General features: G+C 59.2%; 18 protein-coding genes and 1 pseudogene. 13 read left to right on the top strand and 6 right to left on the bottom strand.

What is annotated here, in order from left to right; translation table 11 throughout:
- Positions 1–68 precede the first annotated feature (68 nt).
- Positions 69–1418 (top strand): adenylosuccinate synthase, encoded by a 1350-nt coding sequence (locus ACVWVQ_RS07145; RefSeq protein ID WP_457388781.1) that lies wholly within the window; start codon positions 69–71, stop codon positions 1416–1418.
- A 425-nt stretch (positions 1419–1843) separates the two neighbouring features.
- Here the strand turns inward: ACVWVQ_RS07145 and ACVWVQ_RS07140 are convergent, their stop codons facing one another.
- Positions 1844–2419 carry a pseudouridine synthase gene (locus tag ACVWVQ_RS07140; protein WP_414399499.1) on the bottom strand — a complete coding sequence of 192 codons (576 nt, stop codon included), beginning with the start codon at positions 2417–2419 and terminating at the stop codon, positions 1844–1846.
- 148 nt (positions 2420–2567) lie between these two features.
- On the opposite strand from ACVWVQ_RS07140, the gene ACVWVQ_RS07135 reads away from it, so the two are divergent.
- From ACVWVQ_RS07135 to ACVWVQ_RS07115, 5 genes are all read left to right on the top strand, one after another.
- Positions 2568–2993 carry a hypothetical protein gene (locus ACVWVQ_RS07135; RefSeq protein ID WP_414374820.1) on the top strand — a complete coding sequence of 142 codons (426 nt, stop codon included), beginning with the start codon at positions 2568–2570 and terminating at the stop codon, positions 2991–2993.
- Positions 2994–3362: 369 nt separating this feature from the next.
- Positions 3363–4220 carry a carboxylating nicotinate-nucleotide diphosphorylase gene (nadC, locus tag ACVWVQ_RS07130; RefSeq protein ID WP_414357502.1) on the top strand — a complete coding sequence of 286 codons (858 nt, stop codon included), beginning with the start codon at positions 3363–3365 and terminating at the stop codon, positions 4218–4220.
- Between the two features lie 357 nt (positions 4221–4577).
- A complete protein-coding gene (locus tag ACVWVQ_RS07125) occupies positions 4578–5720 on the top strand; it encodes an FAD-dependent oxidoreductase (RefSeq protein WP_457507692.1) in 1143 nt (380 codons plus the stop codon).
- Complete coding sequence (gene thiS, locus ACVWVQ_RS07120) at positions 5708–5905, top strand: sulfur carrier protein ThiS (protein WP_414350083.1); 198 nt, start codon at positions 5708–5710, stop codon at positions 5903–5905. Before ACVWVQ_RS07125 ends, thiS begins: the two co-directional genes overlap by 13 nt.
- A 42-nt stretch (positions 5906–5947) precedes the next feature.
- Positions 5948–6775 (top strand): thiazole synthase, encoded by an 828-nt coding sequence (locus ACVWVQ_RS07115; RefSeq protein WP_457507635.1) that lies wholly within the window; start codon positions 5948–5950, stop codon positions 6773–6775.
- 86 nt (positions 6776–6861) lie between these two features.
- Here ACVWVQ_RS07115 and ACVWVQ_RS07110 read toward each other — a convergent pair whose 3' ends face one another.
- On the bottom strand, positions 6862–7488 hold the full coding sequence (locus ACVWVQ_RS07110; protein WP_457507634.1) for a class I SAM-dependent methyltransferase: 627 nt from the start codon (positions 7486–7488) through the stop codon (positions 6862–6864).
- A 176-nt stretch (positions 7489–7664) separates the two neighbouring features.
- Here ACVWVQ_RS07110 and ACVWVQ_RS07105 point away from each other — a divergent pair, with 176 nt between their 5' ends.
- From ACVWVQ_RS07105 to ACVWVQ_RS07095, 3 genes are all read left to right on the top strand, one after another.
- Positions 7665–8396: a M50 family metallopeptidase gene (locus ACVWVQ_RS07105; RefSeq protein WP_414419234.1), complete on the top strand. Its 732-nt coding sequence runs from the start codon at positions 7665–7667 to the stop codon at positions 8394–8396.
- A gap of 131 nt (positions 8397–8527) precedes the next feature.
- Positions 8528–8668, top strand: a complete 141-nt coding sequence (locus tag ACVWVQ_RS07100) for a hypothetical protein (RefSeq protein WP_457507633.1) — start codon at positions 8528–8530, stop codon at positions 8666–8668.
- Between the two features lie 139 nt (positions 8669–8807).
- Complete coding sequence (locus ACVWVQ_RS07095) at positions 8808–9923, top strand: glycosyltransferase family 4 protein (RefSeq protein WP_414390806.1); 1116 nt, start codon at positions 8808–8810, stop codon at positions 9921–9923.
- A gap of 95 nt (positions 9924–10018) precedes the next feature.
- On the opposite strand, the gene ACVWVQ_RS07090 is transcribed toward ACVWVQ_RS07095, so the two are convergent.
- A complete protein-coding gene (locus ACVWVQ_RS07090) occupies positions 10019–11002 on the bottom strand; it encodes an ABC transporter ATP-binding protein (protein ID WP_414344385.1) in 984 nt (327 codons plus the stop codon).
- A 132-nt stretch (positions 11003–11134) separates the two neighbouring features.
- Entirely contained in the window at positions 11135–11284 is a 150-nt protein-coding gene (locus tag ACVWVQ_RS07085) for a hypothetical protein (RefSeq protein WP_187147236.1), read from the bottom strand.
- 16 nt (positions 11285–11300) lie between these two features.
- Between ACVWVQ_RS07085 and ACVWVQ_RS07080 the strand changes: the two genes are divergently transcribed.
- Both ACVWVQ_RS07080 and ACVWVQ_RS07075 read left to right on the top strand, forming a co-directional pair.
- Entirely contained in the window at positions 11301–12095 is a 795-nt protein-coding gene (locus tag ACVWVQ_RS07080) for a CDP-alcohol phosphatidyltransferase family protein (protein WP_457507631.1), read from the top strand.
- Between the two features lie 122 nt (positions 12096–12217).
- The gene (locus tag ACVWVQ_RS07075) at positions 12218–13075 is read left to right on the top strand and encodes a methyltransferase domain-containing protein (RefSeq protein WP_457507629.1); all 858 of its coding nucleotides are present in this window, start codon (positions 12218–12220) and stop codon (positions 13073–13075) included.
- 47 nt (positions 13076–13122) lie between these two features.
- Here the strand turns inward: ACVWVQ_RS07075 and ACVWVQ_RS07070 are convergent, their stop codons facing one another.
- Positions 13123–13863 (bottom strand): uracil-DNA glycosylase, encoded by a 741-nt coding sequence (locus ACVWVQ_RS07070; protein ID WP_457384204.1) that lies wholly within the window; start codon positions 13861–13863, stop codon positions 13123–13125.
- Positions 13864–14023: 160 nt separating this feature from the next.
- On the opposite strand from ACVWVQ_RS07070, the gene ACVWVQ_RS07065 reads away from it, so the two are divergent.
- Entirely contained in the window at positions 14024–15484 is a 1461-nt protein-coding gene (locus ACVWVQ_RS07065; RefSeq protein WP_414358310.1) for a TldD/PmbA family protein, read from the top strand.
- 20 nt (positions 15485–15504) lie between these two features.
- Positions 15505–15681, top strand: a complete 177-nt coding sequence (locus ACVWVQ_RS07060; protein ID WP_457507627.1) for a hypothetical protein — start codon at positions 15505–15507, stop codon at positions 15679–15681.
- A gap of 5 nt (positions 15682–15686) precedes the next feature.
- On the opposite strand, the pseudogene ACVWVQ_RS07055 reads toward ACVWVQ_RS07060, so the two are convergent.
- Positions 15687–15877, bottom strand: a pseudogene (locus tag ACVWVQ_RS07055) (RNA-guided endonuclease InsQ/TnpB family protein); the annotation flags it as partial.

Here is a 15877-nt window from a genome sequence, read left to right as displayed (position 1 = left end):
GGTAGATTAGTGCAGCAACCCCCGCAAAGGGGATTTTTTGTGCCATCTACGGACTGTAGGAGAAGCTCTTGGCAAACGTCGTGGTTGTCGGTGCCCAGTGGGGCGATGAAGGAAAAGGGAAGATCACCGACCTCCTCAGTGAAAAGGCCCATGTGGTCGTCCGCTATCAAGGTGGGGTGAATGCAGGGCATACCCTGGTGGTGGGGGGCCAAACCTTCAAGCTACACTTGATCCCCTCTGGCATTCTCTACCCCGACAAACGCTGCATCATCGCCAGCGGCACGGTGATCGATCCCGAGGTTCTGCTGGCCGAGATCGACCAACTGCATCAATTGGGCATTTCCACCGACAACCTGTTCATTGCCGAAACAGCCCACGTTACCCTGCCCTACCACCGGGTCATCGACATCGCAGAAGAGGAGCGGCGCGGCATCTACAAGCTGGGCACCACCGGACGGGGTATTGGCCCCACCTATGCCGACAAGGCAGAGCGCATGGGCATTCGCGTTGTGGACTTGATGTACCCTGACCAGCTGCGGGAGCGCCTCAGTTGGGCCATTCCCTACAAAAATGTCTTGCTGGAAAAGATCTATAACTTGCCGCCCTTGGATCCCGAGCCAATTATCGAGCAATACCTGGCCTATGCCGAGCGGCTGCGCCCCTATGTTACCGACGCTGCTCTGCTTCTGACCCAAGCCATCGAAGACCGGGAGAACATCCTGTTTGAAGGGGCTCAGGGCACCCTGTTGGATCTCGACTACGGCACCTACCCCTACGTCACCTCCTCCCATCCCATTGCCGGTGGCGCTTGTATTGGCGCTGGGATCGGCCCCACCAGCATTGACCGGGTGATCGGGGTGGCTAAAGCCTATACCACCCGCGTTGGGGAAGGCCCTTTCCCCACCGAGCTCAAAGATGAGATCGGGGCGTACCTAGGGGCAACCGGTGCTGAATTTGGCACCACCACCGGACGACAACGGCGCTGCGGCTGGTTTGACGGGGTGATCGGGCGCTACGCGGTGCGGATCAATGGCCTAGACTGCCTGGCCATCACCAAGCTGGATGTGCTGGATGGCTTGGATGAGATCAAGGTGTGCGTTGCCTACGAGTACCAGGGTCGGGAAATTCGTCACTTTCCCAGCGATGCCCGTGTTTTCGCCCAGTGCAAACCTATCTACGAAACCCTGCCGGGCTGGAAATGTTCCACCAAAGATTGCCGCTCCATCCAAGACTTGCCCCCCGAAGCCCACGATTACCTGAAGTTTTTGGCGCAGTTGATGCAGGTGCCGATTGCCATTGTTTCTTTAGGGGCCAGCCGCGACCAGACGATCATTGTCGAAGATCCCATCCACGGCCCCAAACGTGCCCTTCTCTATCCCAATGGTGGCAAGCGCGTCCACGCCCTCATGCCCGACTGAGTGGGCCTCAAGCACAATTGGGAACAAGGACAATACTGTAGTGATCAGTAAGTTATAGTCATTTCAGTTTAGGGTGAGACGCCTGAGCCACTGAGAAAGTCTTCCGCCCGAGGGTGGTTGCAGAAGCAGCGTGGAGCATTTTGAAAGCGTCTTAATCTAACTTGAAATAACTGCAATGGGTCATAAAATCAATGGTTTAGCTAGTCCGCTGGGAAGCCTCGCCCTCTATGCATCAGCATGAGGGTCGGGATGAAAGGCGGTCTTTGTGCTGTGGTCAACCTAGCTGTACAGAACAGCTTTGTTGGAATCTGGTGCAGCTACGCGGTGGGACATCCTGTGTCTGCTCGCTGAGGGTTCTTGCGATAGCTACCCGTTGAGGCGAGAAGCCTGCTCCGTACTACCTAGCAGTCGGAGTCGGGAGTACGTCACGGAAAACAATATTGCCGTAGCTGGGCCAGTTCTGCCTCGCTGAGATCTTGCCACTGGCCGGGAGCAAGCCCCACCAGAGAAAGAGGCCCCAGTCCAACCCGAACCAACCGCAAAGTTGGGATCCCAACGGCGGCAGTCATGCGGCGCACCTGGCGATTGCGACCCTCCCGCAGCGTCAGTTCCAGCCAGGTGGTGGGGATGGAGCGGCGAAAGCGGATGGGGGGATCCCGTGGCGGCAGGGTGGGTTCCTCAGCCAAGACCTTAACCTGGGCCGGGCGCGTTTTTCGCCCTTGGATGATCAGCCCCTGTTGCAACTGTTGCAGGGCTTGGGGGGTGGGGATCCCTTCCACCTGAACCCAGTAGATGCGCTCATGGCCGAACTTGGGATCGATCAAGCGGGCATTGAGGCGACCATCATCGGTCAGCAGGAGCAGCCCTTCGCTGTCGCGATCCAGTCGCCCCACCGGATAAACCCTGGGCACCGGGATAAAAGACTGGAGGGTGGGCCGTCCCGCTTGGTCGGTGAATTGGGTGAGCACGCCATAGGGTTTGTAAAACTTGAGATAGCGCATGACACACAAAATGACAAAACTGGTGAACCCAATCTTTCCAATCTTTAAGATTTGGCAGAAAGATTTGGCAGAGCGGCTTCAACGGTAAGATCAAGCCTTAAGGAGCAACATCCCTCCACCGCCAGCAGCGTTTGACGGAGCTCACCCCATGACCATAGACAACAATTTACTTTGGGTTTTGATTGGAACAGCGGGGCTCTCTCTCCTCAGCCTGGTGTACGTGCTGGTGGACGAGGGCAACAAACGCCGCCGCTACGAACAGCAAAAGGAAGAAAAAGAAGAAAGAGAAGCTGCTCAACCACCTGCGGTCGTTCCTGAAGAAGAAGCCGGGATCCCAACTGCCCCTCCTCCTTCTGCTCCGGAACCTGTTGCCGCCCAGCCTGCTTCAGTGCCACACACCGCCGACGTGCTCACAGAAGCGTCGCCTGGCGATAACGAGGAGCCAGAAACCTCCCCGGAAGCCGTTCGCGCCAGCGGGACGGAGTCCTTGCCTAACCTTGAGGACTCTGCTCTTGCTCAGGAGCCGGACACAGCGCCCGAACCAGCAGAGGAGAGGCCGAAAGACACCCCGTAGCCGCTTTTTCCGGCTTTGGGGAAGTTTTGGGGATAGATGGGATGGGGTCGCGCAAGGGGGGAGCTTCATGTCCTCAGCAGGGTTTGTTCTCCATAGCGCAGCATCATCTCCTCAGCAGGGTTTGTTCTCCATAGCGCAGCGTCATCTCCAAAGCCGCGAGACGGTTGCCCCAAACTTGAACTCGATAGGGATTGCGCAGAGATTCCAACCGCATCCAAGTGGCAAGATTGGCTTTCAAGTTGCCCAGTTGATGAAGATTCCTGCCAGTGGGAGAAAAATCCACAGGCGGTGCCAGGGCAGGCGAGGGATCCTGTTGCTTGTTCAGGCTGAGAAGTAGGGCTTATCCTGAAGCCTAAAACCAAACCGAAAATGGAAGAAGTTTACATACCTGAGGAGACCCTTCGCGCTTGGCTGTGGGAAGACCTGGGGCACGGCGACCTCACCACAGAGCTGACCCTACCCCCAGGACTGGAGGGTGAAGCGGTAATCCTGGCCAAGGAGACAGGGATCCTGGCCGGTCTGGAGATTGCCAAGCGGGTTTTTCGGCTGGTGGATCCCCAGGTAGAGTTCACCCCTGGGGTGGAGGAAGGGGCCAGGGTGGCTGTCGGTCAAGAAGTGGCCCACCTCAAGGGATCCCTGCGGGGCATCTTGGCAGGAGAGCGGCTGGCCCTCAACCTTCTCCAAAGGCTGTCCGGCATTGCCACCCTCACTCGCACTTATGTAGAGGCTCTCCGGGGAACCTCAACCCAGCTCCTGGACACCCGCAAGACCACTCCCGGCCTGCGCGCCCTGGAGAAGTATGCAGTACGGGTAGGGGGCGGCAAAAACCACCGCTTTGGGCTGTTCGACGGCATCTTGATTAAGGAAAACCACATTATTGCTACGCAACACTGTCGCGACCGCGGCACGGGAGGCGTTTTGGCAGCCGTCAAGCGGGCCAAGGAAGGCGCTCCCCACCACCTCAAGGTGGAGGTGGAGGTGCGGGATCTCCAGGAACTGGAAGAGGCTTTGGCAGCAGGAGCCGATCTCATCCTTTTGGATAACTTCACCCTGGAAGAAATCCAGACAGCCGTCCAACGGGTGGGAGGAAGAGTTCCCCTCGAGGCCAGCGGCAACATGACCCCGGAACGGGCCAGGCAAGTGGCCGAGGCAGGCGTGAATTACGTCAGCGTCGGGGCTCTCACCCACTCGGCCAAGGCTTTGGATCTCTCTTTGCTGGTGGTGTGACCAAGAAAACTGGGTTTGGCGCTCCGCGCCGCTAAAGCGAACAAGCTCCGCCCTACCGCTACGCGGTTCCCCTTGGTGGGCCGTAGGCCTTAGCAAGCTAGTAGAGCGGCTTTTGCTTTATCGCACAGCCCACTCAAGTAGACCGTCGGGTCGTGGTCGAACAACACTGTGCCCACCCCTGGGATGCTGTGGGAACAGATTCATCGCAGAACCCGAGAGCCTATCATGGGATCCAGTATGGAATCCATCGTGCCAGTGGTGCGGGGCACTTTAACCCTTCCACCCTCCTCTTCTCTGACAAATCCGGCAGCCAGCCTGACGGGCCCATCCGCTGCTGCGTCAGCAGTAGGGATCACTTTGCCTTGGGCAGCGCAGCGGGATCCCATCCTTGTCCTCGGGGCTGGGCTGATGGGGCGTTTGTTGGCCGCCAGCCTTGTCGAGGTTGGGCATCCCGTCCGCATTGTGGAGGCGGCCACTGCTCCTGAGAGCAGTGCTGCCCATTTTGCCGCTGCTATGCTGGCTCCCCTAGCCGAGTCTGCCATCGCCGAAGCCAGTGTGGTGGCCCAGGGATACTACGCCCTTTCTCGTTGGCCCTCTCTTTTGGCCAGCTTGCCGCAGCCGGTTTTCTTTCAGCAAGAAGGCACTCTGATCCTCTGGCACCGCCAAGATGCCGGGGAAGCCAGACGTTTCTCGTCCCTGCTGGCCGCTGTGGTGGAACACCTCCCGCATCTCCCCCGCCCTCAGCCGCTGGATGCCCAGGCTATTGCCGAGCTGGAGCCATCGGTAGCCGGGCGATTTGCGCAGGGCCTGTATCTTCCCCAAGAGGGCCAACTGGACAACCGCCAACTGTTGTCGGCTCTGCTGGCCAAGCTGCGGCAGCACGAGGTGGAGGTGGAGTGGGGTTGCCCCTGGGATCTGAAGCAGGCCCAAGCCTGGCAGCAACAAACCGGAGGCTGGGTTTTGGATTGCCGCGGCCTGGGGGCCCAAAAAGAATGGGGCGGGCCAAGACTGCTGCGCGGAGTTCGGGGTGAGGTGGTGCGCCTGTATGCCCCGGAAGTCTCTTTGCGGCGCCCAACCCGGCTGTTGCATCCTCGCTATCCGATCTACATCGCTCCCAAGCCGGGACACCTGTTCGTAGTGGGAGCCACCGAGATCGAATCTGAGGATCGCTCGCCGGTGAGCGTTCGCTCGGCTTTGGAGTTGCTCAGCGCCGCCTACGCCGTACATCCTGCCTTTGCAGAAGCGCGTATCCTGGAATTGGGCAGCCAATGTCGTCCCACCTTGGCGGATAACCTGCCAGCCGTGGTGGAGCGCTCACCTCGCCTGTTGCAGATCAACGGCCTCTATCGCCATGGCTTTCTGATCTCCCCGGCCATCCACGATGCTGTCTTGGAGTATCTTCACCAGGGTAGTTGTCGCTTGGCTCAGCAGCTTGGGATCCCCTTTCAGGTGCAGGCTGCCCCTTTTTCCGGTGAGTCCCCATTGCCATGCGTGTCTTGATCAACCAGAAGCCTTACGATTTGCCGGAAGGCACCACTTTGTCCGAAGCAGTGGCTCAGGTGGGGGCCAGCGGCCCTTTTGCGGTAGCGGTTAATCTGAAGTTTGTGCCGCGTGCGCAGCACGAGCAAACCCGTCTGCAAGAAGGCGACCAGGTGGAGATCGTCACTCCGGTTGCTGGCGGCTAGTGCCCCCCTTGCTTCCTGCTCTGTCCTGACTTTGCCCCGACAATGTCCACCCTTCTCCAGCTTTCCCCCTCCACTTGGGCCAATGAGGATCCCTTGGTGCTCTATGGCCAACCATTGCCCAGCCGTCTGATGTTGGGTACGGCTCGCTACCCTTCGCCAGCCATTTTGGAGCAGGCGGTGGCGCGCGCGCAGCCCTGTTTGTTGACGGTTTCTCTGCGGCGGCAAGGGGCACTGGGGCCAGAAACTTCCCAGAGGTTCTGGGCTCTGTTGCAGAAGATGGGGATCCCAGTTCTGCCCAACACCGCCGGCTGCCACAGCCTGCAGGAGGTGATCACAACGGCGGAGATGGCGCGTGAGGTTTTTGGCACCGACTGGATCAAGCTGGAGTTGATCGGGGATGACTACACGCTGCAGCCGGATCCCGTGCAACTGCCCACTGCTGCTGCTGAGCTGGTCCGGCGCGGCTTTAAGGTGCTGCCCTACAGCACCGACGACCTGGTGCTCTGCCAGCGGCTTTTGGATGCTGGCTGTGAGGTGGTGATGCCCTGGGCGGCCCCCATCGGCACCGGCAAAGGCCCTCTCAACCCCTACAACTTGCGCCTGCTGCGGGAGCGGATCGAGGCGCCGCTGATCGTGGATGCCGGCTTGGGCCTGCCCTCCCATGCCTGCCAGGTGATGGAGTGGGGGTTTGATGGGGTGCTGCTAAACACGGCGGTGGCCTTGGCCCGGGATCCGGTGGCCATGGCCGAGGCCTTTGCAGAAGCGGTGCGCTCAGGCCGCCGAGCCTACCTGGCCGGGGCCATGATCCCTCAGGAAACAGCTCAGCCCAGTACGCCCGTCCTTGGCACCCCCTTCTGGCATCAAGGCTAGAGTCTTTTGGGCCTGTTTAGGGTTGCCATCTCTCTTGGTTTTCGTCAGTGGTGTGGAGCGCGTTGAGCAGCTCATTCGGCAGGCTGCTATCGCGAATGGGCTTGGATCACCTGTAGGGCTCCCCCAGCGTGCAAGGTTTGCCGGATGGACTGCCACCCCTGCTGATGCAAATACTCGGGCAAGTCCAGCTTGAGTAGCTCCCAGGCGGTCTCGGTTTCAAACAGGGCCAAAAAGAGGGCCAGCCCAGGCCAGATCAAGGGTTGTCGAGGCGCGTGCAGATCCAGGATCAAGAGTCCTCCCCCCGGCTTGAGCACCCGCCACACTTCCCGCAGCACCTGCTCCAAATCGGCGAAGGACAATTCGTGCAGAGCCAAGCTGGTATGCACCCAATCAAAGCTGGCATTGGGAAAGGGCATATCTTGGGCAAAGGCCTCCACAAACTCCACCTGGGGAAGGCGTTTGCGGGCTGCCGCTAGAGCTTTGGGGGAAGCATCCAGGCCCACCACCTGCTGGCTCAGCTCCGCCAACAGTGGGGTTACTTCAGCTGGGCCACAGCAGAGATCCAACACCCGATCCTGGGGATGAATCTGGATCCCTTGCATGGGCAATCTCCGCAACCGCTCATATCCGCCCACTGCCAGGGCAGCCCCGCGACTGATGCTGCGGTAAAGCCAAGGAAATTGATAGCTCCAATCCCGCAGGAAGGTGGCCATCGCCAGGGATCCCTCAGAGTCTTTTTCAGCCTACCTGACCTACATCCATTGCAAACTGGTTTGAGACATATGTTTTTCTGGATTTTCTCGGGGTTGGCTTGGAACTCTCCTCTGCCGGCAGTCGTCTAAGAAGACGAGGCGTTTTAGGCTTTTTTCTGTCTACCCACTGCTGCTCTATGACTCAGTTTGAGCTGCCTCCCTCCCCTTCCGAGAAACCTGGCCGGCACAGCTTGGTTTGGTTGGTGGCTGCTGCAGGTCTGACGGTCTTGCTCTGGCAGCTCCCCTGGGGCAACTATATCCTCTACCCCTTTACGATTCTGGCCACCTGGTTTCATGAGATGGGCCACGGCTTGACGGCAGTGCTGTTGGGTGGGGAGTTTCATCGTCTGGAGATCTATCCCGACGGGTCGGGGTTGGCCTTTCACAGTGGGCACTTGTTTTTGGGGCCGGTGGGTCGAGCTTTGGTGGCCGCCGGTGGGCCAATGGGGCCCCCAATGGCCGGGGCGGTTTTTATCCTGGCTTCTCGTCGTCAAGGTACGGCCCAGTTGGGGTTGTTGGCTTTGGGATCCCTGCTGTTGCTGTCGGCGGTGCTCTGGGTGCGCTCTCTATTTGGCCTGTTGCTGATCCCGGCTATTGGGCTGGGGATCCTGGCGGTAGCTCGCTGGGCCTCCCCCTGGCTGCGGGGCTTCGCTGCACAATTTTTGGGGGTGCAGGCCTGTGTGAGCACCTACCACCAGCTTGACTACTTATTTACGGCCTCTGCTGTGATCAACGGGCAGGTGATCCACTCCGATTCCAGCCAGATTGCCCAAAACTTGTTCTTGCCCTACTGGTTTTGGGGAGGGGTGATGGCGGTATCTTCTTTGGTGCTGCTGATAACCAGCTTGCAACTGACGTTCCGAGACTAGCCGGCAGGGGGCAAAGCCGCAATTTTGGCAGTGGTTCGTGTTATGTAAAAATCCGTCCTCTATCCCTGCCAAGTCGAGAAAACCGCCGCTACAGTAATGGGCAAGAGGAGTGAGGAGTTGAGGAGTGGAGCATGTGGCGGGATGTTATTGGGCTGGCCCTGGCGGCGACCTTACTGTTGATCAGCAGAACCGCCGCAGATACGCTTGGCCAAAGCCAGGTGCAGACTTTCACCGAACCTGAGCCGATGCCCTACTCTGCACCGGTGGAATGAGGTACTTGAGTCTGCTGACGGAGGTCGTAGCAGCGTTGCCGTTTTGTGCAACACTCATTCTAGAGTCTTTGAGGACTCCGTCCGAGTGGCGCGGTCGCAGCAGCGTTGCGGAGCAATAACAGTAGGCTTGGGATCCCTGATGCGCATAGCCCTGTTTACGGAGACGTTTCTGCCCAAGGTGGACGGCATTGTTACCCGCCTCTGCCACACGGTGCGTCACCTAACCGCTCGTGGTAACTCGGTGCTCATCGTCGCGCCCCGGGGAGCCCCGCGGCGGTTTGCACGGGCACGGGTCTACGGGATCCCGGGGATGCCGCTGCCTCTGTATCCAGAGTTGAAGCTGGCCGCCCCTGGCCCGGCCATCGGTAAGTTGCTCAGCCGTTTCCGACCGGATGTGATCCACGTGGTGAACCCGGCAGTTTTGGGATTGGGGGGCCTCTACTACAGCCAGACGATGGGGATCCCACTGGTGGCGTCCTACCATACCCATCTGCCGAAGTATCTGCAGCATTATGGGCTGGGCTTTCTGGAAGGGGTTTTGTGGAATCTCCTGAAGCTGGGGCACAATTTGGCGCGGGTCAATCTTTGCACCTCGACGGCCATGATGCAGGAGCTGAGCGCCCACGGCATTGAGCGGGTGCAGCTGTGGCAGCGGGGAGTGGATACGGAGTTGTTTCATCCCCAGGCGGCCAGTCCAGAGATGCGGGCTCGGCTCACCGCAGGGCAACCGGAACGGCCTCTTTTGCTCTACGTGGGGCGGCTTTCGGCTGAGAAGGAAGTGGGGCGGATCCGGGTGTTGCTAGAGCGGATCCCGCAGGCGCGCCTAGCTATTGTGGGGGATGGGCCAGAGCGGGGATCCCTGGAGCAACATTTTGCCGGCTACGATGTGGTGTTTACGGGCTATCTGCAGGGGGAGTCTCTGGCAGCGGCCTTTGCTTCGGCGGATTTGTTCGTGTTCCCCTCCCGCACCGAGACCTTGGGGCTGGTTCTGTTGGAAGCCATGGCTGCCGGTTGTCCGGTGATCGCCCCCCGCTGCGGCGGCATTACCGATGTGGTGGACAGTGGGCGCAATGGCTTTCTGTTCGATCCCAATTCGGATAGCGACTTTGTCCAGGTTACCCAGCAACTCCTGAGCAGCGTCGGGCAGCGACAGCTCTTCCGACAGCAAGCCCGCCAAGAGGCAGAACGTTGGAGCTGGTCGGCAGCCACCCAACAGTTGGAAGGCTACTACCGGGCTGTTATTGCCGCCGATTAGCGGTGCGGAGCACAGAGTCCCCTACTGGGAAATACTCAGGGCAGAACTCCGTCCTGCTCTCGGGGTTCTCCATAGCACCAGTGCGAACGGCCAGCCTAGGCAGAGACCGGATGATCCCCTTCAATGGCCCGCACTTGCTCCACAAAGAATTCTTCTAGGGATTGCCGTTGCCAATGCAAGTCGGTGACCAGTGCCCCCGCTTGGTTCAAAAGGCTCAGCAACTCCGGTAGGGATCCACTCCATTCCCCCGACCAATGGGATCCCTGAATCGAGAAGTGCTCTAGGCGGTCGCGGAACTGTTCGACGGCGCCACCGTGCCCCTGTACCCGATAGCTTTTGCTCTCTCCCAGCAAGTCATCCAAAGTTCCCTGATGCACCAATTTGCCGCCGATGATCAGGCCGACTCGGTTGCAGATAACTTCCACATCCGCCAGGATATGGCTGTTGAAAAACACCGTTTTGCCCTGCTGCTTGAGGGACAGAATGATCTCGCGCATTTGATAGCGGCCCATGGGATCCAGTCCCGACATCGGCTCATCCAGAAACACCAGCTCTGGGTCGTTGATCAGCGCTTGGGCCATGCCAGTGCGCTGCAGCATGCCCTTGGAGTAGGTGCGCAGTTGTTTTTTGCGGGCCGTATCTATAGAAAGCCCCACCAGCTCCAGCAGTTGCGGGATCCGCTCCTTCAACAGGCTATTGGGCAGACCAAACACCTTGCCGGCAAACTGGAGAAACTCCCATGCCGTCAAGTAATCGTAAAAATAGGGGTTCTCCGGCAAATATCCCACCTGTTGCTTGATGGAGCGATCTCCCAGGGGTTTGCCCAGCAAAGTGCCGCTGCCGCGGGTGGGCTCCACAATGCCCAGTAGGCATTTGATGGTGGTGGTTTTCCCGGCCCCGTTGGGCCCCAGCAGCCCAAAGGTTTCTCCGCGGGCCACAGTCAGAGAAAAATCTTTGAGGGGGCTGACCACCTTGTTCAGCCAAAATCCTGTGCGATAGGTTTTGGTCAGGCCGGTGATGGCAATGACCGGCTCTGGTGCCGCGAACGCTTCTGCTGGGGAAGTGGGGGTCTCGCTCATGGACTCGCTCGTAGGTATGTTGGAGTTGAGGGAGAAAAAGGTGCCGCGAACACCGAGTTAAGGAGCACACAGTCCGCCAGGCGATAGGCTACCCAGCCTAACCTTTAGTTTACCCACAGGCTTTGTCCCAGCCTAGGCTTGCCGCAGCACTTCCGGTAGAGGAAAGGGGCCAGAGCAAACATACTCCGCGTAGGTATCCGCTTCATTCGCAACAGCGGTGCGGTTCCTTTGCCGTAGGCACAGCACTTTGCTCTGACCTCCCTTCAGTAGCATTCTCATCATCTGGGATGATTCTGGGATGATGATTTCCATCGCGTTGGCGGTGCGGAGCAAGAAAATTGAATCCAGAGGTTTTGTGCCTCTGGCCTCTGGGATCCCAGCCGGTGGTGATCATCGGCAACAGCGTTGCAGAGCAATAAGAAAGGAGTGTTTCTTGCTGGATAAGGTGCTTAGGCAGTGGAAGGAGCGGCTGTTGGCTCCAGTGCTGCGAACCCCTCTCCAACAGGTGCATCCCCTGGCCATTACCTTGTCGGGGTTTGCCATGGGCCTGGCCTCTGGGACAGCGGCAGCTTACGGGGCCTACGGGTGGGGGCTGGGCCTGTGGTTGCTGAACCGGTTTATGGACGGGCTGGACGGCACGTTGGCTCGTCTGCAGGGGCGGCAGAGCGATCTGGGGGGCTACCTGGATATGCTGCTGGATGTGGTGGTCTACGCGGTCGTTCCCCTGGGGCTGGCCTTTCACCAGGGATCCCTGCTGGGCTATGCTTCTCTGGCTCTGATGCTGGCCAGCTTTTACATCAACCTTTGCTCCTGGATGTATTTGGCAGGGCTGTTGGAAAAACGGCGTTCGCGACAGCGTTGCGGGTCAATGAGGACAGATGGTTCCGGCGGGGCAGGATCCTTGGATGAACTGACCAGCTTAAGTATGCCGTCGGGGCTTATCGAGGGCAGTGAAACCATCTTTTTCTACGGTTTGTTTTTCCTTTTCCCGGAGTACATGGTGGGCTTGTTTGGGCTGATGGCGATTCTGGTGCTCTTGAGTGCTGTGCAGCGGTTGGTTTGGGCGCTGGGATCGCTTTCTGCTCCAAGGTGAGTTCGGAAGGAGTCTGTCCCTATGGCTCCGTCCGGCTGGCGCGAGTTGGGTTACAAGGGTTCCCCATCAGATTTCACCGGGCGAGAGGATCCAAAATAAAAAAGCCATGGAGATCTGTTGCCATGACCTCCACCCTCAACCAACGCATTCGCCACTTCTACGATGCCTCCTCCGGCCTCTGGGAGCGGGTGTGGGGGGAGCACATGCACCATGGCTATTACGAGCCGGGCCAAACCGGTAAGGATCGCCGCCAAGCTCAGATTGACTTGATTGATAGGGTTATCCAGTGGGGCCAGATCGGGGATCCCTGCCCTCCCCAGCACATTCTTGATCTTGGCTGTGGCATTGGGGGGAGCAGTTTGGAATTAGCCCAGCGCTTCGGGGCACAGGTTACGGGCATTACCCTCAGCCCCGTCCAAGCCCAGCGGGCTACGGAGCGCGCCCAAGAGGCCGGCCTGAGCAGCATGGTGCAATTTCAGGTGGCCGATGCTCTGGAGATGCCCTTTGCAGCCGACACCTTCGATTTGGTGTGGTCTTTGGAAAGCGGCGAGCACATGCCGGATAAGCAGCGGTTTCTGGCCGAATGCTGGCGGGTCTTGCAACCGGGCGGGCAGGTGATGGTGGTAACCTGGTGCCACCGCGAGGGATCCCTGAGCCAGCAGGATCAACAGCTTTTGCAGAAAATCTACGAGGTGTACTGCCTGCCCTATGTGATCAGCCTCTCCAGCTACGAGGCTCTGGCCCAACAGGTGGGCTTTGAGCAGGTGCGCAGCGCCGACTGGTCGGAGCGGGTGGCCCCTTTCTGGGATGAGGTGATCGCTTCTGCCCGCGACTGGCGCTGGATCTGGGCTTTGCTGCGCAGCGGCTGGGTTACCGTTCGCGGGGCGCTGGGGCTGGGCCTGATGCGTCAGGCTTATGCCACCGGCTTGCTCCGCTTTGGCCTCTTGACTGGGTTCAAACCTGGGGATCAGCCAAGGTAGGGATCCCTTGCTCCCCTTTGGGAGAAGGGGCGCTTGGGAAAATGGGCTCAAAAGTTGGGCTGGGGCGGTGCTGTGCCGGTGAGTTCCAGATACTTTTGCTTCACCGCCTGAATATCCTGCCACATCAACCACTTGGGGCTGCCAGGGGTGCGGTCTGGGTTGCGCAGCAGATAGGCCGGGTGAAAAATGGGCATACACCAGCGTCCCTGCCACTGGATCCATTCCCCGCGGATCTTGGTGATCCCTCGCTTCTCGCCCAAAAGGGAGCGCACCGAGGTGGCCCCCGTGAGCAGAATAATCCAGGGATCCACCAGGCGAATCTGCTCCAACAGATAGGGACGGCAGGCGTCCATCTCCTCCTGGGTGGGCACGCGGTTGTTAGGGGGGCGGCACTTGACCACATTACAGATGTAGGTGTCCTGCTCGGGATCCAGCCCCACCGAAGCCAGGATTTTATCCAGCAATTGTCCCGACTTGCCCACAAAAGGCAGCCCCTGCAGGTCTTCGCTTTCCCCTGGCCCCTCTCCGATGATTAAAATCCTTGCCTTGGGGTTGCCCCGATGCACCACCACATGGGTACGGCTGGCTGCCAAGTCGCAGCGCTGGCATACCAAACAATGCTGCTTCAGTTGCTCCAAATCCCTGTAAGTGCCGGGGGGGATGGACACCTGGGCCGACAGGGGGATCTGATCCCACTGGGGGAGTGTCTCCTCCGCCGGGGCTGGCGGCTCGATGGGATCGTCAAACAGGCTGGGCTGAAGCTCCGGCGGTTTTTTCTTGGCAGCCATTGCAAGTCGAGGTTTCCTTGTGCAGCGATCTTCGATTGCTCCCCCGCCCTTGTCAAGCTCAAGGCCAACCTGCCGGCAGGGGAGAACCTTTACTCCTTGTTAAACTGAGAAAACGAAAACTTGCGCCGGCCTTAGCTCGTCTCTACTCCCTGAGCCTGCCATGCTGCTTTTGTCCAAAGAACTGCCCAACCTGAACTACCGTCATACTCTACAGCGCTTCGACGAGGATTGGCGGGATCCCCTCTCTGCCCTGTTGGGCTGGGGGCGCGCTGCCGGTGCCGATTTGGTGGAGATTTTTCTAGAACGGGGCAATTCCATCAGTTGCCTGGCCGAAGATGACGCCATCACCAGCATCACCCCACGGCTCTCCACCGGGGCCGGCGTGCGGGTGTTTCGCGGCTTGGCCGACTGCTACGTCAGCACCAACGATCTGTCCTTTGCCGGTCTCAAGGCTGCTCTGGAGAAGGGCCTTTCGCTGATGGGCTTCACCCCTCCTGGCCCCACAGCGCTGGTTTCTGCCATCAACCTGGAGATGCTGCAGGACTACGGCGAGCGTCGCCGCAAAGATGGCTGGTTGAAGGAATGTAGCCCCATTGCGGAGATGGGGGAGATCCTGCTCAAAGCCAACGAGCAACTGGGTCGCCAAGCCCGCCATGTGCAGTCCCGCCGCACCACCTATTTCCGCGATTGGCAAGAGATTCTGGTGGCCTGCAGCGATGGCACCTTTGTGCGGGATGTGCGCCTCACCCAATCCGTGAGCTCTACGCTGCTCTGTGCCGATGGATCCCATCGCGCCTCTGTCAGTCAACGCTCCGGCGGTACGGGGGATCCCAACTTTTTGCGCCGTTGGGATCTGGAGGCCCATAGCCGGGAACTGGCAGAAGCCGCCGGCCAGATGCTCTATGCCGACTACGTGGAATCCGGCACCTACCCGATTGTGATGTCCAACGCTTTTGGCGGCGTTATCTTCCACGAAGCCTGCGGGCATCTGTTGGAAACCACCCAGATTGAGCGCAAAACCACTCCCTTTGCCGACAAAAAAGGCCAGAAAATTGCCCACAAAAACCTCACCGCCTGGGACGAAGGTCTCTCTGAAGGGGCCTTTGGCAGCCTGGATGTGGATGACGAGGGGATGCCCGTCCAGCGCACTCTGCTGATCGAGAAGGGCATTTTGAAAAACTTCTTGGCGGATCGGGCTGGCTCAATGCGCACCGGCCACCCCCGCACCGGCAGCGGTCGCCGCCAAAACTACACCTTTGCCCCCGCCAGCCGTATGCGCAATACCTACATTGCCCCCGGAGATGCAGAATTGGACGATCTTTTTGCTTCTATCGACAAAGGCATCTATTGCAAGCGCATGGGGGGAGGGAGCGTCGGCCCAACCGGGCAATTTAACTTTGCCGTCGAAGAAGCTTATCTTATCCAAAACGGCAAAATTACCAAGCCCCTCAAGGGAGCCACTCTGATCGGAGAAGCCAAAGACATCTTGACCAAAATCTCCATGTGTTCCAAAGACCTCAGCTTGGCAGCTGGGTTCTGTGGCTCTGTAAGTGGCAGCATTTACGTCACCGTCGGGCAGCCTCACATCAAGGTAGATTCCATTACCGTGGGCGGTCGCTAATTCCAGGGATCCACCTCGACATGGCCTATGACAACGTCTGCAAATATCTGGCCGAGCGTTTCCCAGAGCAGTTTGCCCGCTGGCTCATGGGAGAAGTGGCTCGGCTCCGACTCTATCGGAGGTATCCTCACCTATCGGTGCAGCAGGTGGTCATTGACTTGCGCAAAACGGGGTCGGAGCGAGTTTTCCAGACCTGATACATTTACGCTGAACACTGCTGAGCATTACTGCTCAGCGGTGAAGCGATAGCATTCTGTCCGTTTCCGTTGTCACTACGCGACGCTGACGCGACCGCGTTAGCGGGACGGAGTCCAAACAGAAAGGCGGTATCCCGCAAAGCCCTGAGCATAACACCCAGAGCGCCTTGCCAATCTCGTGGTAGCCTGTGGTTGC

It is taken from the genome of Thermostichus sp. MS-CIW-36 (genome assembly GCF_054059035.1).
Note: the sequence above shows the minus strand (reverse complement) of the source record. Positions and strands in the feature narration are given on the sequence as shown.

What these genes read in the sequence shown, in the direction of transcription:
- ACVWVQ_RS07140 (WP_414399499.1), bottom strand. Translation starts at nt 2,419, where the DNA reads ATGCGCTATCTCAAGTTTTACAAACCCTATGGCGTGCTCACCCAATTC.
- ACVWVQ_RS07135 (WP_414374820.1), top strand. Translation starts at nt 2,568, where the DNA reads ATGACCATAGACAACAATTTACTTTGGGTTTTGATTGGAACAGCGGGG.
- nadC (WP_414357502.1), top strand. Translation starts at nt 3,363, where the DNA reads ATGGAAGAAGTTTACATACCTGAGGAGACCCTTCGCGCTTGGCTGTGG.
- thiS (WP_414350083.1), top strand. Translation starts at nt 5,708, where the DNA reads ATGCGTGTCTTGATCAACCAGAAGCCTTACGATTTGCCGGAAGGCACC.
- ACVWVQ_RS07115 (WP_457507635.1), top strand. Translation starts at nt 5,948, where the DNA reads ATGTCCACCCTTCTCCAGCTTTCCCCCTCCACTTGGGCCAATGAGGAT.
- ACVWVQ_RS07110 (WP_457507634.1), bottom strand. Translation starts at nt 7,488, where the DNA reads ATGGCCACCTTCCTGCGGGATTGGAGCTATCAATTTCCTTGGCTTTAC.
- ACVWVQ_RS07105 (WP_414419234.1), top strand. Translation starts at nt 7,665, where the DNA reads ATGACTCAGTTTGAGCTGCCTCCCTCCCCTTCCGAGAAACCTGGCCGG.
- ACVWVQ_RS07100 (WP_457507633.1), top strand. Translation starts at nt 8,528, where the DNA reads ATGTGGCGGGATGTTATTGGGCTGGCCCTGGCGGCGACCTTACTGTTG.
- ACVWVQ_RS07095 (WP_414390806.1), top strand. Translation starts at nt 8,808, where the DNA reads ATGCGCATAGCCCTGTTTACGGAGACGTTTCTGCCCAAGGTGGACGGC.
- ACVWVQ_RS07090 (WP_414344385.1), bottom strand. Translation starts at nt 11,002, where the DNA reads ATGAGCGAGACCCCCACTTCCCCAGCAGAAGCGTTCGCGGCACCAGAG.
- ACVWVQ_RS07085 (WP_187147236.1), bottom strand. Translation starts at nt 11,284, where the DNA reads ATGATGAGAATGCTACTGAAGGGAGGTCAGAGCAAAGTGCTGTGCCTA.
- ACVWVQ_RS07080 (WP_457507631.1), top strand. Translation starts at nt 11,301, where the DNA reads ATGATGATTTCCATCGCGTTGGCGGTGCGGAGCAAGAAAATTGAATCC.
- ACVWVQ_RS07075 (WP_457507629.1), top strand. Translation starts at nt 12,218, where the DNA reads ATGACCTCCACCCTCAACCAACGCATTCGCCACTTCTACGATGCCTCC.
- ACVWVQ_RS07070 (WP_457384204.1), bottom strand. Translation starts at nt 13,863, where the DNA reads ATGGCTGCCAAGAAAAAACCGCCGGAGCTTCAGCCCAGCCTGTTTGAC.
- ACVWVQ_RS07065 (WP_414358310.1), top strand. Translation starts at nt 14,024, where the DNA reads ATGCTGCTTTTGTCCAAAGAACTGCCCAACCTGAACTACCGTCATACT.
- ACVWVQ_RS07060 (WP_457507627.1), top strand. Translation starts at nt 15,505, where the DNA reads ATGGCCTATGACAACGTCTGCAAATATCTGGCCGAGCGTTTCCCAGAG.